The organism is Pseudocnuella soli (assembly GCF_004347775.1).
Classification (GTDB): domain Bacteria; phylum Bacteroidota; class Bacteroidia; order Chitinophagales; family Chitinophagaceae; genus Flavisolibacter; species Flavisolibacter aquaticus.
In genome coordinates this window covers 3,578,783-3,600,236 of sequence record NZ_CP037755.1, presented here as the reverse complement: position 1 = coordinate 3,600,236, position 21,454 = coordinate 3,578,783, and the positions used below count along the sequence as shown (strand labels likewise).

Below are 21,454 nucleotides of genomic sequence, written 5' to 3'. Positions count from 1 at the left end.
CAGTTTTTAGCTGGGTGGGCTCAGGATTTTTGGAGCAAGAAACATATTGGCACAAATGCCCGCATCAAAACTGGAAAAACTCCTGAAAGCCAATCTCAATCCTTTTGCGCTACAGTACTAAATACAAACTACGAACTCCAAACTACAAACTCCTTTAACCTACCTTTGCGCCTGATAAATATTACCTCATGTCGTTATATGCCAAACGCGGCGTAAGTGCCCAGAAAGAAGAAGTTCACGCAGCCACAAAAAACCTCGACAAAGGCCTGTACCCGCGGGCTTTTTGCAAAATATACCCCGATGTGCTGGGTGGCGATGAAGCCTGGGTAAACGTGATGCACGCCGATGGTGCCGGTACCAAAAGCATTTTGGCGTATCTCTATTGGCGTGAAACCGGCGATGTTTCGGTATGGAAAGGAATTGCGCAGGATGCAATTGTGATGAACACCGACGACCTGTTGTGTGTGGGCATCACTGATAAATTGTTGTACTCTTCGTCTATTGATCGCAATAAATCTAAGATACCTGCCGAAGTGTTGCAGGCCCTGATCGATGGTTCGCAGGAGTTTTTTGATACCATGCGGCAGCACCATGTGGACATTACTTTTATGGGTGGCGAAACCGCCGATGTGGGTGATGTGGTACGCACCGTGGCGGTGAACGGCACCATGACTGCCCGTTGGCCGAAAGCTAAATTGGTGACTAACGAAGGCATTGCCCCTGGCCAGGTGATCGTTGGTTTTTCATCGTACGGGCAATCGGTGTATGAAAACGAATACAACAGCGGTATTGGCTCCAATGGGCTTACATCGGCACGGCATGATGTATTGCAGAAAAAATACAAACAGGATTATCCCGAATCACTGGATGAAGGCATGGATGATGCTGTGGCTTATATTGGTAAACATTCGGTGACGGATCCTGTTGCCATTCAATACCGGAACGAAAATTTTGATGTGCCTGCAGGCAAATTGCTCTTGTCGCCTACCCGCACATTTGCACCGCTGGCCAAGCGCATTTTGTCGGAACAATTTGATGCGGTAAAAGGCATGATCCATTGCAGTGGCGGCGGCCAAACTAAATGCATGAAATACATGCCCGATGACGTGCAGGTGATCAAAGACAACCTGATCGCGGCACCGGAAATTTTCCGCCTCATCCAGCAAAGCAGCGGCGCCGATGCACGGGAAATGTACCAGGTGTTTAACATGGGCTGTCGCCTGGAAATTTATACCGAAGAAAGCGCAGCTGCGCAAATGATTGCTACCGCAAACAGCCTGTGCATTGAAGCACAGATCATTGGAAGGGTGGAGGCAGCTAGCGGTCAGGAACTGCTGATACAAGCCGGCGAAACACAAATTGTCTACAATTTTTAAACAATAAACCATATAAAAGATGCCGGAAATTCTCCTCCGGCATTTTTTATATGGTTTATTCTAAGGTTGCGAAAACAATCGATTTTAGTAAACCATTTTTAAACATTAGGCTTAGTCCATTTTCGGTTATTCTTGCTTTGAAGCACCAGACTTTTTCAAATTAATTTCTATTACTCCATACTTACCTTTTTCGCCATATTTTTCCGTAGCTGATTTGTTTTTCAAAACATTAATGCTTTCAATATCCGCCGGCTTATACAAATCATCCAGCTTGCCGGTGGTGGCCAGTGTGCCTTTTTCTTTTCCATCTACAACCACCAGAACACGGTCGTCAATGGAGGGCGGTGGAGGGGGCGGTGGCATTTTTGATATCACTGGCGGCGGAGGTGGGGGAGGGTTTAACAATCCTCTTTCTTTTGCTTGTTGTTCGGTAAGGATTTCCTTTTTGCCGTTTTTATAAATAATGGTGATGGTTTTTTCTTTGTCCTTTTTGTTTACATGTATTTCCTTGATATCATCAGCAACAGTTTTGGCCGGAATGGTGTCCGTGATAACTGATGTTGATAATTTAAGTACAGCCTCGTTTTTGTTGGTGCCATTGCTTTTCGGGGTGCCTTTGCTGTTGGGCCGGCTGTTGTTAACTGCTGGCGCGGGGGCAATAGTGGTTACTGTTGGTGCATCTTCTGGTGCAGCAAGATGATCATTGCTATTTGTTTTCTTTTTTGAAAATGCAAACAGCAGCAGTGCGCAAAGAGGAATAGATAGAATGCGCCCCAGGTAAGCGTTGCGCGGAGCTTTTAATGTTTTTTGTAACATGGCTAATCGTCGTTTTATGGGTTGTTGAAAAAATGGGTTGATCAATTGGTTGTATTGCGTACTGTAGGCCGATTGCAGGATCATGGCTGCAAGCGAATCAACACCCGCATTACCTACTGCTTTTTTATCGGCAATAAATTCGTGGATCAACTGCAATTCGCGGCGGATGAGCCAAAACACCGGGTTGATCCAGCATAGGGCCAGCACCAGTTGCATCATCATTTTATCTACCGAATGATGTTCCTGGATGTGCACCAACTCGTGCCGGAAAATAGATTGGCCACCTGGTGATTGCAGCTCGATGTCTTTTTTCCAAAACAGCCAGTTGAAAAAAGAAAATGGCGCTGCAGGATGTTGCGTGGAAACAAATGAAACCTGCCCCAGTTGCTGCACCGGCGATCTGCTGAATAGGCGGGCAATTTGTAGCAGGCCAAATAACAACCTGCCGATTAAAATGGCCGCAATGCATCCATATACAGATGCCATCCAATTGGCAGCGCTCCAACGGCTCGCTTCGTTTGCACCAAGCGTTATTTCATTGCCACTACTGATAAAAAGATTGGATAAATCAACTGCTTGCTGCGGCCCCTGCATGGCAAACAATCCGGGCATCGGTATCAATGGAAAAATCAGTGAAAAAAGCACCGTAGCCAGCAGGTAAAACCGGTTCCACTGGTGAAAAATTCGGTTGCGCAAGGCCAGCAAATAATAGGCGTACAGCGCACCGGAACAAATCACCATTTTGATCAGGTAAACAATTGCTTCATTCATCGTTTATCTTTTTTGAGTTGGGCCAAAAGGGTTTCCAGTTCCTCTACGCTCAGGTTATTTTCTTTTACCATAAACGAAACCGCCTCGGTAAACGAGCCGCTGAAATAGCTTTTCACGAGGTTGCGGAAACTGGATTTCGAATAAGCGTCTTTACTCACCAGCGGATGATACTGGAACTGTCGCCCGAATGCCTTGGTGCCGACAAATTCCTTTTCCACCAATATTTTGAGGATGGTGGCAATGGTGTTTTGGTGCGGCTTGGGTGTGGGAAAGGCTTCCATGATATCGCGGATAAATCCTTCGCCAATTTGCCACAGCACCTGCATCACCTGTTCTTCTGCCTTGGTCAGCGTTTTCATTGTTGTTCGTTATAAATCGAATGTATAACTAAAAAAATAGTTTACAAACTAAAATTTTAGTTATGGTAAAAATATTTTTCTTTTTGATGGGCTCGGTGCAGGTTCTGGAAAATGAAGAAAGGGTAGAATGATGTGCATTATAATGCTCCTCAGGCGCATTCGTACAAGCAGCTCAAGACATATTTGTGTAGGTCGATCGTTATTTAGAAAAACCGCCCGTGTTATTTATGAAAGCTTACAAACTAATCTTGCTTTATTTTGCAGTTTATAAATATTGCTCATGGCTGAACCCATCATAGAAATCCGTAACGCTAATATTTACCAGGGCGGCAACCTGGTGTTGCAAGACGTGAACCTGACCGTGAACAAAGGAGAGTTTGTGTACCTGGTGGGTAAAACCGGAACCGGCAAATCGAGCCTGCTGAAAACGTTGTACGGTGAGCTGCCCTTGAAAGAAGGTGACGCCACGGTAGCCGGCTACAACCTGCGCGACCTGACCTGGAAAACGGTTCCTTACCTGCGCCGTACGTTGGGTGTGGTGTTCCAGGATTTCCAGTTGCTCACCGACCGCAACGTGAATGAAAACCTGAAGTTTGTGCTGAAAGCTACCGGCTGGAAAGACGATAAACTAATGAATGAAAAGATTGCCGATGTGCTGGAAAAAGTGGGCTTGAAATCGAAAGGGTTCAAATATCCGTTTGAGCTCAGTGGCGGCGAGCAACAGCGCATTGACATTGCGCGGGCCCTGCTCAATTCACCCAAACTCATTTTGGCAGACGAACCCACCGGTAACTTAGATCCGGAAACTTCCGACGAGATCATGAACCTGCTGTTTCATATTTCCCGCGACTATGGCGCAGCCGTGGTGATGGCCACACACGATTATATTGTGATCCAAAAATTTCCGGCACGCATGGTTCGTACCGAAAAAGGACAGGTGCAGGATAATGCATCTATAACAATGCAATAAGCGCCGCGGCATTGCGCTGGTTATTATAAGCATGCAGCAGCTGAACTCGTTGCTGCATTTCTTTTTCGGTGAAGGCTTGTTGCATTTGTGTTTGCACCAAGCCCAAAAATGCATCGGCATCTTCGGCCAGGTGCACCAACTCGTTGAGGCCACTGCCTGCTACACCTGCCTGGTTGGTAATGCAATGACGGCCGCAAAAAAGGGCATGTAATAATTTTAGCTTGATGCCGGTTTCGTTCAAAGAGGGCAGGATATTGATTTGGGCTTCCTTTATTAATCTTTCCATCTCTTCATCCGAAGGGTTGTTTACCAACTGGATGTTTTGGTGCTGCGCAATTTTGTCGGCCAGTTTTCGCGGTGCATTTTTGCCCGCCACAAAAAATGGAGTATTTGTTTTTGAAAACACATGTTCGATAAGCCACAGCACCACGGCTTTGTTTTCTGCAACGGATAAGTTACCATTATAGAGACAATACTTACCTAATCCAACTTCAATATTGATCTCTTGCCACGGAATAAATGGTGGTACAAAAGAAGCTTGTTCCAGCCCGTATTTTTCTTTGAATACCACACGATCAATTTCGGAAACGGCGGCATAGCTTGAATGTTTTGGCAGCTGTTGCTGGTAGCGCTCCAGCCGGTTGCTTTCTACGAGGTAATAAAAATTTTTGAGCGGCGATGTTTCCGTTTGCGCCAGGCGCTGGTAATAGGCCGCTTCGTTGTTGTGCAATCGTACTACAACTTTGCGGTTTTTATTGTTCAAAAACGGAATAACACCGCAGGTATGGACGCCCTCAAAAATAATCGGGAAGTCATCGCCATTCAGCCGCTGAATCAACTCTTTGCTGATGCGTGATGCAACAATGTAAGGCAGCGGTGACGCCAGGCATTGCCACGGGCTTTTTCTGGAATAAACATGTACCGCATGGCAGTATTGTTTTAAGCTTTGGTGGTCCCGTTCTGCTTTGTATTGAAAATAATGCAGATTAATTTTTATTCCGGCGTGGGCCAGTGCTACAATTTTATTATACAGGTCGATTGCGCCACCATAATCGGGCGGGGCAGGCGCATCGAAGCAAACAATATGTACCTGTTTACCCAAGCAACTGTTGATAAAAGTGCAGTAATTTTTTTTCTTCTTCCTGCCAGTTTAATTCTTGGCGGGCTTTGAGGCAATTTTGCCTTGCTGATGCCTGAAAGGCAGCATCATTGATGCCAAATAAAATAGCATCGCTTACAGATTGTGTGCTCAGTTCATCAATGAGGTATGCGACTTCGTATTGGTTGTTCAAGGCCTTGTATTCAGGATAGTTCATCGAAACCTGCGGTACACCGGCATGAATGTAATCGAAAAACTTATTGGCTAGCGACAGGTATTGATTTAATCCATCCTGCTCAATAAGATTGATGCCTAGTACTGCTTGCCGGGTAATCTTACCCAGTTCATCTGGTGGCAGCATACCTTTAAGTACTACTTTGTCGGCAACGCCATGCACTTGTATCAATTGCTGCAACTCATTCATGAAATTACCGTCGCCACAAATAAACAGTTGCACCGGAATTCCCTTCATTGCAGGTATAAGGTATTCCAGGCCTCTTGCCTCGTTTACAGCGCCTTGGTATAGAATAAGGGGCTGTGTTTCGGTTGCAATAAAATTCTTTAAAACAGGAACGTTTCGTATAACCTCGTATTGTACGGCGTATCGTTTATTAAACTCGTTGGCGAGGCCATTGCCAACCGTGTATCCATTGCGAAACTTAGGCACGGCGTATCTTTCAACCGCCAGCCAAAAGCGATGAACGAAAGGCCTTGTCCGCACTTCTTTCATTTCGGTAAACAATTCATGCGCATCGTAAACACGCGGAATTCTTTTTATTTGCGATACCAAAAAGCAGGGTAGGATCGTGTCCAGGTCGATGGCACAGATGGCATCCATCTTTTGCCCAGCCAGGTAAAAAAGCAAACGCAAGTTGTACTCGGCATAAAACAAAAAGCCTTTTGAAAAAAAGCATGGCAGTCTTTTTTGTTGAAAGATTTGTTGCTTTAATGGAAGTGATTTATTTCTTTGTCTGCCTACTAGCGTTACATGATACCCCTTTTGCACCAGCGAATTGCAAATGCGATGCATGCGCTGATCAAAGGTCAGATCATTGGTAACAGTGAGAAATATCCTTTTCAATTATTGGTGGAAATTGGAACAATGGAGTTGTAAATTTTTTCGATAGCCATAACAGTTTCCAATCCATCGGTTGGATTGGTAAGCTGGTGTTTTGCATGCTGCAACGCAATGATCAATTGGTCGTACACTTCGGCATGGTGGCTCATCGAGCCTTTGTAGTCTGGGTAATTGTTTGGCAAAGTGGCAACATCGAGCCAGTGCAGGTCTTCGGCAAGCTGGCAATAATTCACCTGGTTCAAATACTCACCGCCAATTACAATCGTTCCTTTTTCCGCGATTAGTGTCAATGCAATTTCATTATTCTTTTTGAACGCATTCAACGACCAGCTCAATGAACCTAATAATCCACTATCAAAATGCATCGTGGCGACTCCAGTATCCTCAAACTCAATTTTATCATGGTGTGCTGCATTTGCGCTAAATCCTTTTGCTTCATTTATTGTTCCAAACAACCAAAGCATCGCATCAATGTAATGACTAAACTGCGTATATAGCGGTCCGCCGTCGAGGTCTTTGGTACCATGCCAGTCGGTAAAATAGGAGTCGGGTCGGTGCCAGAAACAATTCAATTGAAAACTATACAGCCTGCCCAGTTTTCCTGCATCAATCCACGATTTCAGCGTTTGCAGTAAAGGATTGAATCGTGCCGATTTTACAATAAACAACTGCCTCCGAAAAAAATGCGCCGTATCCCGCATCGAGTAGGCAGCTTCTTTTGTAAGGCACATTGGCTTTTCGCAAAGTACATGCCTGCCGCCTTGCAGCGATTTAATGGTGTGCTCGGCATGCAAGCCGTTGGGCGTGCATACAGCCACTACCTGTACTTCTTTTTCCGATTGCAATAAATCATCAATAGATGTATAAGCTTTAGCGCCGAAATCGGTAGCAAGTGCTTCCGCTTTCTCGCCCACCACATCGCAAACCGCCACCAGTTTACCCACCCGTGCAATTTGCTCGGCATGGCGCCAGGCAATACGGCCGCATCCTATTATTGCAAAATGAAACATAGCGCCGGCGAAGTTAAGGTTTTGCAGCGGTGCAGTAGTTTTTGCCAACGCAATTGCTGTTGGATATACCGATAAAGAAGCGGCGCACAAACATTTTGTGCGCCGCTTCTTTTATGTGTGATAAAACATTAAGGTCTGAATCCTTCGTCGCCCATGCCTTCACGTTCGCTGCGTGTGTTTTTACGCTTGAGCAGGGTCGGATCGAATTTGCCAAAACGCCAGTTGAAGTTCAGGCGCATGATCTGCGGGTCGCGGCGGCGCTCCACTTCCTGATAGAAAAACGGCGACTCGGAAACCGAACGATACAGCCTGGTGCGGAAAATGTCCTGGATGTTGAGTGATACCGACGCCGTGCGGTTTTTCAGGAACTCCAGTCGCAGTGCAGCATCCACACCAAAGTTTGGTTTGATGTATCCCTGCGCGGTTGTTTGCGAACCAAACCCGCCGCCGAAACCGCCACCAAATCCACCGCCGCCGCCACCGCCTCGGCCGCCACCACCACCGCCTGCAGGCAAAATGGTGCGTGACTGGTAATCGGCAGAAAGTTGCAGCGACAGGTTTTTAGGCAGGCGGAACGTGTTGTTCACTTTTGCAAAATAAGAGAACAACGGATCCTGCTGGGTTTGTCCCGGGATGTCGATTTGAATTTGCGAAACAAACAGGTTCAGGTTTGCGTTAACGTCCCACCATTTTGCCAGAGGCGTACGGCCGGTAAGTTCCATGCCGGTGATGTAGCTGCGGTTGGCGTTGATATATGTGTTAATAAACACCTGGCGTTTTACCACCGTATCATCTTCCGGCACCTGGAAACGGCTGATTACATTATTGGTGTTGCGGAAATATACCGACGCTAAAAACGAGCTGCGGTTTTTGAATTGCTTGGAATAAGAAACCTCGATCGAGTTGGTAAACTCTGGCTTCAGTCCCGGGTTACCGCGGCTCAGGTTGAGTGTATCGGTATAATCAACAAAAGGAAACAATTGCCAGAAATTGGGCCGGTTGATGCGGCGCGAATAATTCAGTTGCAAATCCTGGTCTTCGCTCAGGCGCTGGCTTAAAAATACACTTGGGAAAAAGCTGAGGGGAAACTCAATATCAAAGTTTTGCTTCCGCGTGGGCAACTCGCCGGTGTAGAATGAACTCTCAGCACGAAGTCCCAACTGGTAGTTGAAGTTTTTCAGCTGCTGGCTATACGTTACATAGGCAGCATGCACCTGGTCGCGGCTGTTGAATTCTACCGAACGGGCCGGTTCAAATTTGTATACGCCATCGGTTGAGTCGAGGAAGAAATTGTTTTGGCTGGCCACCTTACGCAGGCTAGAGCGAAATCCCATCTCCATTTTCGATTTGTCGCTCAGCGGATTGATAAAATCGAGTTGGTAAATCAGGTTTTCATTTTTACCAGCACCCAATTGCAATTGGTTTTGATAATTGCGCAGCGGGCTGCCCGGTGCGTTGTACACATTTGAAAAAACATTGTTGTCGTTGTTGCTGCGGCTGCGGTTGTAGGTAAGATCGCTGGTCAGCTCTTTTCCTGCTTTAGGAAAATTGTATTTATACGAGATCTGTCCACCCATGTTGCGGTTTCGTCCAACCGTTTGTGCAAAACGTTCGTTGTAGGAGTTGGACAAAAATGGCTTTTGCTGGTCGATATAAATAAAGCTGCGGTTTTCTGGTTCAAACTGGCTGCGCACCGTGTTGCCGGTAATGGTAATGGTGTTGCGGTTGTTGATGAAGTAATCGAAACCCGCCCGCAAAAACCTGAAATTACCTTCTGATACGTTGCGATCGGTTTGCGTCAGGCTGTTTTCAATCTGGTCGGTAGTGGTGTTCCTAAACTGGCTGCCTGTAGAAATGGTTTTGCGTTGGTTGTAGTTTGCCGCAGCAAAAAAGTTGATCTTGTTTTGACGCACATTGATATCTACACCGGCGCCAATGCGGCCGCGTGAATCCACGTTGGTGCGCAGGTTGCCGCTGTAGCCAACGCGTTTATTTTTTTTCAAAACAACGTTCAGGATACCGCCGCCACCACCGGATGCATCAAACTTTGCGGAAGGGTTGGAGATGATTTCAACGCTTTCAATAGCATCGGCCGGAATTTGTTCCAGTGTGAGGTTGGTAGGACGGCCATCCACAAAAATCTGCGGGCTTTGGTTGCGCAGCGTTACGTTGCCGTCTACATCTACATTGATGGATGGTACATTGCGCATTACATCAACAGCGGTACCACCAGCCGAAGTAAGGTTGCGGTCTACATTAAATATTTTACGGTCAATGCCCATTTGCAACATTGGTCGGTCAGCCGTCACCGTTACATTCTGCAACAGTTTATCATCGATTTCCAATTTCAGGTTGCCAAGGTCTTTATCGAGCAGTTCCGCCACCGAAACAGAACCGGCTGCGGCACCCGGACCGCTGGGCAAATCGAAGGCTACATTTTGCTCAAAGGGTTTGAAACCAATACCGGTGATGCGGAGTTTATAGCGACCCATTGCAGGCACATTGTCCATGCTAAACTCGCCGTTGGCTCGGGTAAGCATGCCGTTTACTACGGTTTCTTTTCGTTGGCGTGTTGCCGAGTCCATGCGGTCCTGCACCAATGTTACCGACGCTGCGTCCACTGGTTTGTTATTGGCATCTACCACTTTGCCATAAAAGCGGCCGGCCATTTGTGAGCCGCCTCCCCGTCGTGCACCCTGTGGGTTTTGTGCAAAGGAAAAATGGGTAGCGAACAGCAGTGCCAACAGCACAAACAAGTGTCTCATAAATTTGTTTTTATATGCGCGGGGCGCACATCTTGGGGTTTTCTTCAATGCGTGCCTGAAAAGACGCTTGCAAGTTACAATCCAATCGGCTAGAGGGTTGGCAGGGTTAACCATAATTAACATGGGGCCTGCCGAACGCAACGAACCGGTATTATTTTATATGAGGATTTTTTAGTGTAGCGCTGTCAAAATATTTCTGACGCCCGGGTGGCTGGGTCAAGATTTTTTTCAGAAAAATGCATTGATTGTTTCCTGTTTTCCTTAGTTTTGCCTCCCAACAAAAACGGTGATTGTAGCTCAGTTGGTTAGAGCGTCGGATTGTGGTTCCGAAGGTCGCGGGTTCGACCCCCGTCATTCACCCCAAGAGGCCCTGCAGCAATGCGGGGCTTTTTGTTGGGGGTGAGGGCTGAAATGGGCTCCTGTATTGGGTTTTCAACTAAATAAAACCTCTTTGCGTCGGTGTGGGGTAAAAATACAATTATTTTCTGTTGTGTCTGAAAAGCGCCTGAAATGAGTCCAGGTGACGCGTTTACCGACGCTCCAACCGTTGCCTAACAGCACAATTCTGTCCGTTTCTTCCTGACTTCCTGAATTAGCTCTTACTTCAGTTTTGCTTGAAGCACAAGTATTTACTCTACGCCCGGTGGTCATCGCCTAAAAGCTCTCCGCAGGTACTTAAGCTATCATTTGCGTCTACTACATGCATTACCTACTTCGAAGCTTTAATTAGTGTATCGAAAAACCTTGTACATCATTTCAGGAATTATGTAACAACTACTGCACTATCATTTGGGACCTTTGTGGTATTAAAAAAGCAAATAATGAGTGCCGACAACCAACATATAATAGAACTGCCGTTGAGCGGCGTAGAAAGCGAGCACTGTGCACTAATTGTAGACAAGGGCATTGCAAAAGTGCCGGGCGTAAAAGCCCATAAAGTGGAACTGAATAATCATAAGGCCGTTATCGAAACGGACGACCAAGAAGTGATTTCACAAGTGGTTCATGCCGTTCGCAACCTGGGCTATGACGTAGAAACAATTAAAAATTCTTTCCCCGTAACCGGTATGAGCTGTGCTTCCTGCGCCGCCAGTGCCGAAAGTATTGTAAAGGCGCAACTTGGTGTGGTAGCGGCAGGTGTCAACTTTGCCAACAGCTCACTTCAGGTCGAGTATGTACCCACGGTTGTTACACCCGCACAACTCAAAGCAAGCGTTCAATCCATAGGCTACGACTTGGTGATAGAGGATTCAAAAGAAGCCAAAGAGGCTCTTGACGACCTCCATAAAGAAAAGTTGCGCAGGTTGAAAATAAAGACGCTCTGGTCGGTTGGTTTGTCCGTTCCGCTGGTGGTCATCGGTATGTTCTTTATGGATATGCGTTACGCCAATTTCATCATGTGGGCTTTGGCTACGCCGGTAGTACTGGTGTTTGGCAGCCAGTTTTTTGTAAATGCATGGAAGCAGGCAAAGCACCGTTCTGCTAACATGGACACGCTGGTGGCGCTGAGCACCGGCATTGCCTACCTGTTCTCCGTGTTCAATACCTTGTACCCGCAGTTCTGGCACCAGCGCGGCCTGCATGCCCATGTGTATTTTGAAGCAGCTGCAGTGGTCATTGCTTTTATTCTATTGGGCAAATTGCTGGAAGAGCGGGCTAAAGCCTCCACTTCTTCCGCCATTAAAAAATTGATTGGGCTGCAACCCAATACCGTTACCGTTATTCACGAAGGCGGCCACCAAGCGGAGCTTCCAATCGAACAAGTGCAGGTTGGTAATTTACTGCTGGTAAAACCCGGCGAAAAAATTCCGGTGGATGGCGCGGTTGTCACCGGCGAATCGTACGTGGATGAAAGCATGATCAGTGGTGAGCCGGTACCGGTGATAAAACAAGCCGACTCTAAAGTGTTTGCAGGAACCATTAACCAGAAAGGCACTTTTCAATTCAGGGCCCAAAAAGTGGGCAGCGAAACCCTGCTGGCACACATTATTAAAATGGTGCAGGAGGCACAGGGCTCCAAAGCGCCAGTGCAGAAACTGGTGGATAAAATTGCAGGCGTGTTTGTGCCTGTGGTCATTGGCATTGCATTGCTGGCGTTTGCTGCATGGATGGTGCTCGGCGGCGAAAACGGACTGACACAGGGCCTGCTTGCCCTGGTAACGGTGCTGGTAATTGCTTGCCCTTGTGCGCTGGGCTTGGCCACACCTACGGCCATCATGGTGGGTGTGGGAAAAGGCGCCGAACACGGCATCCTGATCAAAGACGCGGAGAGCCTGGAACTGGCACACAAAATCGACACATTAGTGCTCGACAAAACTGGCACCATCACCGAAGGAAAGCCCACTGTTACCGATGCAATGTGGTTGGTAAAAGAGCCGCTGTTTACCAGCATTCTTTTTAGCCTGGAGTCAGCTTCCGAGCACCCGCTTGCCGATGCTGTTACGGCTCATCTTAAAGCTGTAGCAGTGCCGGTTGCACTGAAAAATATTGAATCGGTAACCGGTAAAGGCATCACTGCACAATACGATGGGCAAACTTATATGGCGGGTACCAGGCAATTGCTGGCCGATCATAGTATTGAGTTACCAGATGTTATCACTGAATGGACCACGGAACAACGGGAAAAGGCCAACACCGTTGTGTTTTTTGCCGGCGGGGGTGAGGTACTTGCAGCCATTGCCATTGCCGATCAAATTAAACCATCTTCAAAATCAGCCATCGAGGAATTACAAAAGTTAGGGATCGAGGTATTTATGTTTACCGGCGATAACGAACAAACTGCAGCCGCGGTGGCGCAGCAGGTAGGCATTGCCCATTACAAGGCGGAGGCCATGCCGCAGGATAAGGCCACTTTTGTAAAAACGTTGCAACAGCAGGGCAAAACTGTGGGCATGGTGGGCGATGGCATCAACGACAGCCAGGCCCTGGCGCAGGCCGATGTGAGCATAGCTATGGCACAAGGCAGCGATATAGCGATGGATGTAGCCAAGATGACGCTGATGACCTCCGACTTGGCCCGCATTCCGCAGGCGCTTCGGTTGTCGAGGCAAACAGTACGCACCATTCGCCAAAACCTGTTTTGGGCTTTTATATACAACCTTATTGGCATTCCCATTGCGGCCGGTTTGCTTTATCCGTTTACTGGTTTTCTACTGAACCCCATGATTGCAGGAGCCGCCATGGCGCTAAGTAGTGTAAGTGTGGTGGCCAACAGCCTGCGGCTGAAATGGCAACGTTTATAAACAATCTAAAAACAATAAAACATGAATACCTATCAATTCAAAACAAACATCAATTGCGGCGGTTGTATTGCCGCTGTTACGCCTCATTTGGAAAAACTGACTGAGATCGTTAAGTGGAATGTGGACACCGTAAACCCCCAAAAGGTTTTGACTGTTGAAACCCCATTGCCGGCTTCGGAGGTAAAATCCGCTGTTGAAAAAGCAGGTTTCAAAGCCGAGCAGTTGTAAACTGTACCATTCGATAGCCCGGGATCGTGGCCTACGTTTTGTTAACACAAGTGATCCCGGGCTATACAGGCTTTGCAACAACCCCAATTGTAACTATTGGCAAAGCCCAAAACGTATCATCTGGCAGAATTGCCGCAGCAGTATCTAATTGCTTCGCAAAATACTGCAACCACAAACTGGCCTGCTTATCAGAAAATTAATTATAAAACATTGATCATGAACAAAATGTGGGTTATTTCCCTTGCGGTGCTTCTTGCAGCCTGTGCCAGCAATTCCAGCACGGATACCAATAATGCTGACACGGCCGGCCACAGCGGCCATACCAATAGTGCCGCCGCTACGGCCGATACTTCAACAACCGCAACGGCGGGCGGCAATGCCATGATGGACCTGCACCAAGTGATGAATGACGCCATGCAGCAAATGAAAAAAATGCAATCCACCGGCGACGCCGACCACGACTTTACCATGATGATGAAGCGCCACCACCAAAGTGCGGTGGACATGGCAAAAATTGAAGTGTCCAACGGTGCAGATGCCCAAATGAAAGCAATGGCGCAAAAAATGATCGATGACCAGCAAAGAGAAATAAGCCAGTTTGATGCTTTCCTTCAAAATCATCTGCCATCCGGAAGATCTGATTATGGGAAAGGCGTTGTGGGCATGATGACGGAAATGAGCCAGATGAAAATGGAAGGCGGCACCCTGGACGCCATGTTTGCCAGCATGATGATTCCCCATCATCAGGATGCCGTAAAGATGGCCGAGGCTTATATGAAAGAAGCTAAGAATGCAGAACTTAAATGAATTGCCCGGAATATTATCGCTACACAACCAAAAGAGGTCAACGAATTGCAGGCTTGGTTATCATACCATAAGTGAAGCCAATAAACAAAAATGTGTTCACCCTTAAACTCACCATAAATGAAAAATACCCTGTTGGCTTTCGTGGGCTTTGCCATTGTTTTCTTTACTGCATGTGAAAAAGAAGATGACCTTGAATTGCAACCACATGACAGTAACCGAATGATGCAATTGATGCACCAAATGATGGACAGTATGTCGGCAATGACGCCCGCGAATGATCCAGAAATTGACTTCAGCCGGATGATGATCATGCACCACAAGGGGGCCATTAATATGGCTAATCTACAGCTTCAGGAAGGAAGTAACGATTCCCTGAAAAGGACCGCACAAAAGATTATAGCCGAACAGCAAAAGGAAATTCAGGAGTTCAATGACATTCTTGCTGGAATAAGTCCTGACAATAGCGTTCCGGCTTTTTCAATGGAGCAAATGGAGCACATGATGAAAATGGATGCCATTTCTGATGTTCAGCTTTTGACTGGTGACATTGATAATGATTTCGCCACGCTTATGATCCAACACCACAATGCTGCCATTGAAAATGCGGAAGCCTATCTGCGTTATGGTAACCATATGGAGCTTCGAGCGTTGGCCCTGGAAATTATTGATGCACAACAAAAGGAAATTCAAGAACTATCTAACTGGCTAAAGGCCAACAGGAGGTAAAATATCTTCATAACCCATAAACCGATAATTATGGCACACAATCAAATGTACCAAGCCTGTATTGACGCATGTTTGCGATGCGCCTCTACCTGTAATCATTGTGCTTCAGCCTGTTTGCAGGAGGACGATGTAAAGATGATGGCTCGCTGTATTCAATTAGATATGGAGTGTGCGGCTATCTGTTATGCCGCAGCCCAAGTGATGAGCATGAATGGGACCACCGCAAAACAGCTTTGTCTTGTGTGCGCCGAAATTTGTGAGGCTTGTGGAGAAGAGTGCGGAAAGCACCAACATGCCCATTGCAAGGAGTGTGCAGAAGCCTGTCGCCGTTGTGCGGAAGAGTGCCGCCGAATGGCTGCCTAATGATGAGTTAGACATTTCCCTTGTGCCCTGGATAACGGCAGCAGGGTACAAGGGAAAATAAATTTGTATAGATTTGTAATCATCCATGCGCAAGTTTATTGTATTTGTAGTGGCTCTTTTTTACCTCGCTTTTGCGTCGGGGGCCACCATGCATTTGCACTACTGCATGGGCGAACTTGTTCATGCCAGCCTGAAACATAAGCCTGCCAAAACCTGCGGCAAATGCGGTATGGAAAAAGGGGCGAACAAGGACAAAGGCTGTTGCAAGGACGAACAGAAGTTCGTACAACTGGATAAGGACCAAAAGACAGAGGCCCAGCAACTTTTCAACTTTAAACTCCTTTCTGTTGCTGCCTTGCCCTTGCCAAATGATGCTACTGAGCATTCTCAACCACTTGCTGAGCGCTTCCCTATTAGTCACGCACCACCTCTTTTTGGTAGTACGGACATCTACGTCCGTAATTGCGTCTTCCGAATTTGATATAACTTCTCTGACTGAAGCCGGGCAAAGCATTGCCGGGCTATAGGCGTTTTGTATCGGACATCAATACCCAGATGTTTCCTGGAGCCCGACCCTCCACTGACCGGGTGCGGAACAACGCTTATTTACCATAACAAAAGAAAAATTCAGGGCATCAGCAACCGGTTATCACAGATATGTGCATCCGGAACTTTTTGCGAACATGCGGGGTAAATGGCTCTTGGTGCAAAAAGAGCCTGGCCAGCCTGACACACATTTTTAAACCCAAACAATAATAAAATGAAACTACGACTCCTCTTTGTCACAGCATCAGTTTTGACCCTTACAGCATGTGACAGTAACAAAGGCGGTGCAACCCACGAAGGTCACGACACCACGGCAGCAGCCACCACTGAAAAGCCAGCAGCTGAAGCTGATGCTACGCCAGCCAAAGCCATTGCGATAACCTACCCGCAAGTGGATGCCAATATTTCAGCGGCGTTGAAAGAAAGTGTGGATCATTACCTGCATGTAAAAAACGCACTGGCCAATGATGACGCGGCAGAAGCAGGCAAGGGTGCCGAAGCAATGAGTGCATCGCTGCAAAAAGTTGACAAATCGCTGTTCACCCCCGAGCAAAAAGGGGCGTACGACGGGGTGGCCGATGGCATTAAAGAGCATGCTGGCCAAATTGCCAAAAGCAGTGGCGCTATTGCGCAGCAGCGCCAACACTTTGTAACGTTGAGCGAACATGTGTATGCGCTGGCTAAGGCCTTCGGTGGCGGCCGCACACTCTACCACGCTCATTGCCCGATGGCCAAAAACAACGAAGGTGCTATGTGGCTTAGTGAGGCCAAGGAAATCAACAATCCTTACTTCGGCGCCCAAATGCTGGAGTGCGGCACTGTTGAAGAAGTCATTCATAAATAACCCGTTGCCATGATCAACAGGATAATTGATGCTGCATTGCGCAACCGGTGGATCGTTCTGCTGGTTGCGGCAGCTATCACCATTTACGGTATCTACTCCGTAAAGACAACGCCGGTAGATGCCATTCCGGACCTTTCAGAAAACCAGGTCATCATCTTTACTGAATGGATGGGGCGTGGCCCGCAGATCATCGAGGATCAGGTGACTTATCCACTGGTAAGTAACCTACAAGGAATTGCGCGGGTAAAGAACATCAGGGCCAACAGCATGTTCGGTATGAGTTTCATTTTTGTCATTTTCGACGACGATACCGACATATACTGGGCCCGCACCCGGGTGCTGGAGCGACTCAATTATGCACAGCGCTTGTTGCCGGACGGCGTAACACCAACGTTAGGCCCCGATGGTACAGGTCTGGGACACGTTTACTGGTACACCCTTGATGCTCCCGGTGTGGATCTGGGTGAGCTGAGGGCCCTGCAGGACTGGTACGTTCGCTTTGCCCTGCAAACCGTTGAAGGTGTGAGTGAGGTGGCTTCCTTTGGCGGGTTTCAAAAACAGTATCAGGTGATTGTTGACCCCCTAAAACTGCAGTATTACAACATACCGTTGATGGACGTTGTCAATAAAATCAAGGCCAATAACAACGATGTTGGCGGCAGCAAGTTTGAGCAGTCGGGTATTGGTTACATAATCCGCGGATTGGGTTTTATCAAAGACCTGCAGGAAATCGAAAACGTATCGGTGGCAACCCTCAATGGAGTACCAGTACGTATCCGGGATATTGGATCGGTACAAATGGGCGGCGAACTACGACTGGGCATTGTTGAAGAAAACGGCCAGGGCGAAAAGGTAGGAGGTATCGTGGTGATGCGTTATGGTGAAAATGCCAAAGAAGTAATTGACCGGGTAAAACTAAAGCTGGCTGATGTAGAACAGGGGCTGCCTGCAGGTGTTAAGTTTAAGGTAGCATACGACCGTTCCGACCTTATTGAGGCCACCATTGGTACCCTCAAAGACGCCGTGATCGAAGAAATTATCATCGTTTCCATTGTGCTGTTCATTTTTCTGCTCCATATCCGCAGTGCGTTGGTGGTTGTTATTACCATACCTCTTTCGGTGCTCATTGCATTCATTATGATGAAATGGTTTGGCATAACCTCCAACATTATGTCGCTTGCAGGAGTTGCACTTGCCGTGGGCGACCTGGTTGATGCAGGAATTGTAATGGTGGAAAACGCAATGAAAACATTAAGTGGCGAAACCGATTAAAGCTATGCTTACCAAAGAAGAACGAGAACAAAAAATAGCGGCGTCGTCCAAACTGGTGGCGAAAGCGGTGGTGAGTGCTATCCTCATTACCCTGGTGTCCTTTAGCCCCATCCTTTTCCTCGAAGGCCAGGAGAAAAAGCTCTTCGCACCACTTGTTTGGACCAAAACTTTCGCCATGATCGGGTCTGCAATCGTTGCTGTGATTGTGGTGCCCGTGTTGATGGTAATGTTGCTCAAAGGCAAGGTGCGGCCGGAGAGCAAGCACCCTGTATCCAGGTTTTTCATTTTCCTGTATGCACCTATCCTGCGGTTTTGTTTGCGCTGGAAAAAAACTACGATACTGGCATCGCTACTCCTTGTGTTATTGAGTATACCGTTGGTAATGCGGCTGGGCAGGGAATTTATGCCATCGCTGGATGAAGGGTCGCTGCTCTTTATGCCGGTAACAATGCCCGATGTGTCCAACTCCGAGATCAAACGCATCATGCAAGTGCAGGATAAGCTAATGCTTACCGTGCCCGAAGTACAGAATGTATTGGGCAAAGCAGGACGGGCCAGCACTGCCACCGACAATGCGCCCATAAGCATGATTGAAACCATTGTGTTGTTGAAGCCGCAAAGCGAGTGGCGCGAAGGAATCACCAAAAATGATATTATCGACGAGCTCAATAGCAAACTCCAGATACCGGGTGTGATCAATGGCTGGACGCAACCCATCATCAACCGGATCAACATGCTTTCTACCGGCATTCGCACCGATGTGGGCATCAAGATCTACGGGCAAAGCCTGGATACCATTAACCGGCTGGCGCAGCAGTTTAAAAGTGCATTACAGGGCACAGAGGGTGTGGCAGATCTTTATGTGGAGCCGATAACCGGTGGCAAGTACATCGACGTTAACATCCGCAGGGAAGAATTAGGGCGTTACGGTCTTTCGGTAGACGACGTAAATATGTTTATAGAAACTGCCTTGGGCGGTGCGGGCATTGTGCAAACCGTAGAAGGCAGGAGGCGCTTTAGTATAGCGGTGCGTATGGGGCAGGAGTTTCGCAATACGGTGGACAAGCTAAAGCAACTGCCGATCATCACTATGAACAGCGGGCCAATTCCGCTGGGTGCGCTGGCTGATGTGGAGGTTGCGGAAGGACCGCCCATGATCACCTCGGAAAATGCAATGTTGCGCGGCACACTGCTGTTTAACGTCCGTGACCGCGATTTGGGAAGCACGGTAGACGAGGCCCGCCGCAAGCTGCAAGCGGCGGTCAGCAGCCTTCCCAAGGGATATTACCTGGACTGGAGTGGTCAGTACGAGAACCAGATAAGGGCAGAAAAGCGGTTGATGTTCATCATGCCTATTGTGCTCCTCATCATCGTTATCATACTTTATTTCACGTTCCGAAACTTGCGTGAGGTGGCCATTGTGCTTTCTGCTATACCGGTGGCGCTTGTGGGTGGCGCCTACTCCCTTTATTTCTTCGAGGTCAATTTCTCCGTTGCAGTAGCGGTAGGTTTTATCGCACTGTTTGGCATTGCCGTGGAAACAGGCGTGCTGATGCTGGTGTACCTGAATAATTCCCTGTTCAATAAAGTGGAGCGGGCAAGGGCCGAGGGTGCACCCATCAACAAGCAGGTGGTGGAAGATGCGGTATACGACGGTGCCGTGCTGCGCTTGCGTCCAAAGCTGATGACGGTGATTGTGGATATTCTCGGCCTAATGCCCGTACTGCTGGCAACCGGGCCCGGTTCCGATGTGATGAAGCCCATTACCATACCATTCGTTTTTGGGCTTATTACCTCCACGCTATTTGTGCTCATCGTGCTGCCGGTAATGTACTCGATGGTGCGGGAAAATGAATTGAAAAAACGGGGGCAACTCCGCATAAATGAAATGGCAAATGATTAAGCTACTACAAAACGTTCCGAGCGGCAGTTGGTTTTTACTCGCAGCTTTCCTGCTTTTAAAAGTAGGAAGTTCGCAGGGCCAACCTGCAATTGGTGTGGGCAGCATACTGGACAGCATTGAACGGAAAAACCCTGTGGGCCGCATGTACGATGCCGACATACGTTCCATGGACGCGGCTGCGCAGGGAGCCCGGAGTTGGATGCCACCCGAAGTGGGCACCGGGTTTTTTATGACGCCCTACAATGTGCAGCGCTGGAAAGCAATGCCAGGAGGGATGGACGAGGGTATGGGAAGTTTTATGGTGTCGCTGCAACAGATGATTCCCAACAGGCGCAAGCTAAATGCGGAAAGTGCCTACATGCAAAGTATGTCGGGGGCAGCAAGGGAGCAACGCAAAGCGGCACTGAACGACCTTTATGCCCAGGCAAAGAAGGCGTATAGCGAGTGGCTCATCATAGAAAAAAAGAAAACGGTACTGGACGAAAACGAAAAGGTGCTGGACTTTATGGTTAAGGACGCAGAAATCCGCTACCGTAATGGCCTGGATCAACTGACCGCCTATTACAAGGCCAAAGCAGCACTGGGCAATGTGCAGCAAATGCGGGTAATGTATGAAAACGAAAGCCGGCAGCGCCGCATTACCCTAAACACCCTGATGAACCGCAACACTGAAATCGACTTTACCATTGACACTGCGATCAGGTTCAAGGACTACAGTGCCTTGGTGTTCGATAGCGCCCTTTTCGTTCGAAACCGAAGCGAGTTGAAGGCCCTTGAACTGGAGGACCTGACGAACCGGCTGCGCATGGAATCCGCAAGGTTGGACCTGAAGCCACAATTTGGCGTTCGCTTCGAGCACATGTACGGGTTCGGCCGCCAGCCGCAACAGTTTACACTAATGGGAATGGTGCGTTTACCAATGGTGCCTTGGGCATCACGCATGACCAAGGCAAATATTGAAAGCTACCGGTGGCGCAGTGAAGCACTAACCAGCCAGCGCCAGATGATCATCAACGAAGCAAGAGGCATGGCAACCGGCATGCGGGCGGAAATAGATGCCAAGCGCAGGCAGGTGCGCTTGTACGAAAACAATATTATTCCTGCGCTGCGGAACAATTATAAAACAAACCTGTTGGCTTACCAGCAAAACACACAGGAACTGTTCATGTTGTTCGATGCATGGGAAACCCTGAACATGACACAGGTGGAGTACCTGGACCAGTTGCAGCAGTTGCTCAACCTACAGGTGGAGTTGGAGCGCTTACTTGAAATCAGATAA

The 21,454-nt window shown here is 47.9% G+C and carries 18 protein-coding genes and 1 tRNA gene; 13 read left to right on the top strand and 6 right to left on the bottom strand.

Features of this window, described 5'->3' with window-relative positions; translation table 11 throughout:
- Positions 1-188 precede the first annotated feature (188 nt).
- Complete coding sequence (locus EPD17_RS14800; protein WP_132055399.1) at positions 189-1,376, top strand: AIR synthase related protein; 1,188 nt, start codon at positions 189-191, stop codon at positions 1,374-1,376.
- A gap of 126 nt (positions 1,377-1,502) precedes the next feature.
- On the opposite strand, the gene EPD17_RS14795 is transcribed toward EPD17_RS14800, so the two are convergent.
- Positions 1,503-2,963: a M56 family metallopeptidase gene (locus EPD17_RS14795; RefSeq protein ID WP_132055397.1), complete on the bottom strand. Its 1,461-nt coding sequence runs from the start codon at positions 2,961-2,963 to the stop codon at positions 1,503-1,505.
- Entirely contained in the window at positions 2,960-3,322 is a 363-nt protein-coding gene (locus EPD17_RS14790; RefSeq protein WP_114233571.1) for a BlaI/MecI/CopY family transcriptional regulator, read from the bottom strand. The genes EPD17_RS14795 and EPD17_RS14790 overlap by 4 nt, the downstream gene beginning before the upstream one ends.
- Positions 3,323-3,602: 280 nt before the next feature.
- Here EPD17_RS14790 and EPD17_RS14785 point away from each other — a divergent pair, with 280 nt between their 5' ends.
- Positions 3,603-4,292, top strand: coding sequence for a cell division ATP-binding protein FtsE (locus EPD17_RS14785; protein ID WP_114233572.1), 690 nt, complete (start codon positions 3,603-3,605; stop codon positions 4,290-4,292).
- Here EPD17_RS14785 and EPD17_RS14780 read toward each other — a convergent pair.
- From EPD17_RS14780 to EPD17_RS14765, 4 genes are all read right to left on the bottom strand, one after another.
- Positions 4,276-5,394, bottom strand: a complete 1,119-nt coding sequence (locus tag EPD17_RS14780; protein WP_165929623.1) for a glycosyltransferase — start codon at positions 5,392-5,394, stop codon at positions 4,276-4,278. The genes EPD17_RS14785 and EPD17_RS14780 overlap by 17 nt on opposite strands.
- Positions 5,387-6,421: a glycosyltransferase gene (locus EPD17_RS14775; protein WP_132056303.1), complete on the bottom strand. Its 1,035-nt coding sequence runs from the start codon at positions 6,419-6,421 to the stop codon at positions 5,387-5,389. The genes EPD17_RS14780 and EPD17_RS14775 overlap by 8 nt, the downstream gene beginning before the upstream one ends.
- Before the next feature lie 47 nt (positions 6,422-6,468).
- Positions 6,469-7,527 carry a Gfo/Idh/MocA family protein gene (locus tag EPD17_RS14770; protein WP_204743172.1) on the bottom strand — a complete coding sequence of 353 codons (1,059 nt, stop codon included), beginning with the start codon at positions 7,525-7,527 and terminating at the stop codon, positions 6,469-6,471.
- Positions 7,528-7,607: 80 nt separating this feature from the next.
- Positions 7,608-10,244, bottom strand: coding sequence for an outer membrane beta-barrel protein (locus EPD17_RS14765; RefSeq protein ID WP_132055393.1), 2,637 nt, complete (start codon positions 10,242-10,244; stop codon positions 7,608-7,610).
- Positions 10,245-10,530: 286 nt separating this feature from the next.
- Here EPD17_RS14765 and EPD17_RS14760 point away from each other — a divergent pair.
- The 11 genes from EPD17_RS14760 to EPD17_RS14710 all read left to right on the top strand — a co-directional run bounded on the left by EPD17_RS14760 (position 10,531) and on the right by EPD17_RS14710 (position 21,454).
- Positions 10,531-10,607, top strand: a tRNA-His gene (locus EPD17_RS14760).
- Positions 10,608-11,065: 458 nt separating this feature from the next.
- Complete coding sequence (locus EPD17_RS14755) at positions 11,066-13,486, top strand: heavy metal translocating P-type ATPase (protein ID WP_132055391.1); 2,421 nt, start codon at positions 11,066-11,068, stop codon at positions 13,484-13,486.
- A gap of 21 nt (positions 13,487-13,507) precedes the next feature.
- The gene (locus EPD17_RS14750; RefSeq protein WP_114233578.1) at positions 13,508-13,714 is read left to right on the top strand and encodes a heavy-metal-associated domain-containing protein; all 207 of its coding nucleotides are present in this window, start codon (positions 13,508-13,510) and stop codon (positions 13,712-13,714) included.
- Positions 13,715-13,930: 216 nt separating this feature from the next.
- Positions 13,931-14,521, top strand: coding sequence for a DUF305 domain-containing protein (locus EPD17_RS14745; protein ID WP_123893258.1), 591 nt, complete (start codon positions 13,931-13,933; stop codon positions 14,519-14,521).
- A 117-nt stretch (positions 14,522-14,638) separates the two neighbouring features.
- Positions 14,639-15,247, top strand: a complete 609-nt coding sequence (locus tag EPD17_RS14740) for a DUF305 domain-containing protein (RefSeq protein WP_114233580.1) — start codon at positions 14,639-14,641, stop codon at positions 15,245-15,247.
- A 30-nt stretch (positions 15,248-15,277) separates the two neighbouring features.
- Positions 15,278-15,610, top strand: a complete 333-nt coding sequence (locus EPD17_RS14735) for a four-helix bundle copper-binding protein (protein WP_114233581.1) — start codon at positions 15,278-15,280, stop codon at positions 15,608-15,610.
- A gap of 85 nt (positions 15,611-15,695) precedes the next feature.
- Complete coding sequence (locus EPD17_RS14730) at positions 15,696-16,091, top strand: HYC_CC_PP family protein (protein ID WP_132055389.1); 396 nt, start codon at positions 15,696-15,698, stop codon at positions 16,089-16,091.
- Between the two features lie 279 nt (positions 16,092-16,370).
- Complete coding sequence (locus EPD17_RS14725) at positions 16,371-17,000, top strand: DUF3347 domain-containing protein (protein ID WP_114233583.1); 630 nt, start codon at positions 16,371-16,373, stop codon at positions 16,998-17,000.
- A 9-nt stretch (positions 17,001-17,009) separates the two neighbouring features.
- Complete coding sequence (locus EPD17_RS20345; RefSeq protein ID WP_132055386.1) at positions 17,010-18,272, top strand: efflux RND transporter permease subunit; 1,263 nt, start codon at positions 17,010-17,012, stop codon at positions 18,270-18,272.
- Positions 18,273-18,276: 4 nt separating this feature from the next.
- Positions 18,277-20,175 (top strand): efflux RND transporter permease subunit, encoded by a 1,899-nt coding sequence (locus EPD17_RS20340; protein WP_114234386.1) that lies wholly within the window; start codon positions 18,277-18,279, stop codon positions 20,173-20,175.
- Positions 20,168-21,454 carry a TolC family protein gene (locus EPD17_RS14710; RefSeq protein ID WP_132055384.1) on the top strand — a complete coding sequence of 429 codons (1,287 nt, stop codon included), beginning with the start codon at positions 20,168-20,170 and terminating at the stop codon, positions 21,452-21,454. Before EPD17_RS20340 ends, EPD17_RS14710 begins: the two co-directional genes overlap by 8 nt.

Coding starts and splice junctions, on each gene's coding strand:
- EPD17_RS14750 (WP_114233578.1), top strand. CDS start 13,508: ATGAATACCTATCAATTCAAAACAAACATCAATTGCGGCGGTTGTATT.
- EPD17_RS14745 (WP_123893258.1), top strand. CDS start 13,931: ATGAACAAAATGTGGGTTATTTCCCTTGCGGTGCTTCTTGCAGCCTGT.
- EPD17_RS14765 (WP_132055393.1), bottom strand. CDS start 10,244: ATGAGACACTTGTTTGTGCTGTTGGCACTGCTGTTCGCTACCCATTTT.
- EPD17_RS14785 (WP_114233572.1), top strand. CDS start 3,603: ATGGCTGAACCCATCATAGAAATCCGTAACGCTAATATTTACCAGGGC.
- EPD17_RS14790 (WP_114233571.1), bottom strand. CDS start 3,322: ATGAAAACGCTGACCAAGGCAGAAGAACAGGTGATGCAGGTGCTGTGG.
- EPD17_RS14735 (WP_114233581.1), top strand. CDS start 15,278: ATGGCACACAATCAAATGTACCAAGCCTGTATTGACGCATGTTTGCGA.
- EPD17_RS20345 (WP_132055386.1), top strand. CDS start 17,010: ATGATCAACAGGATAATTGATGCTGCATTGCGCAACCGGTGGATCGTT.
- EPD17_RS14795 (WP_132055397.1), bottom strand. CDS start 2,963: ATGAATGAAGCAATTGTTTACCTGATCAAAATGGTGATTTGTTCCGGT.
- EPD17_RS14730 (WP_132055389.1), top strand. CDS start 15,696: ATGCGCAAGTTTATTGTATTTGTAGTGGCTCTTTTTTACCTCGCTTTT.
- EPD17_RS14755 (WP_132055391.1), top strand. CDS start 11,066: ATGAGTGCCGACAACCAACATATAATAGAACTGCCGTTGAGCGGCGTA.
- EPD17_RS14740 (WP_114233580.1), top strand. CDS start 14,639: ATGAAAAATACCCTGTTGGCTTTCGTGGGCTTTGCCATTGTTTTCTTT.
- EPD17_RS14775 (WP_132056303.1), bottom strand. CDS start 6,421: ATGCATCGCATTTGCAATTCGCTGGTGCAAAAGGGGTATCATGTAACG.
- EPD17_RS14725 (WP_114233583.1), top strand. CDS start 16,371: ATGAAACTACGACTCCTCTTTGTCACAGCATCAGTTTTGACCCTTACA.
- EPD17_RS20340 (WP_114234386.1), top strand. CDS start 18,277: ATGCTTACCAAAGAAGAACGAGAACAAAAAATAGCGGCGTCGTCCAAA.
- EPD17_RS14710 (WP_132055384.1), top strand. CDS start 20,168: ATGATTAAGCTACTACAAAACGTTCCGAGCGGCAGTTGGTTTTTACTC.
- EPD17_RS14800 (WP_132055399.1), top strand. CDS start 189: ATGTCGTTATATGCCAAACGCGGCGTAAGTGCCCAGAAAGAAGAAGTT.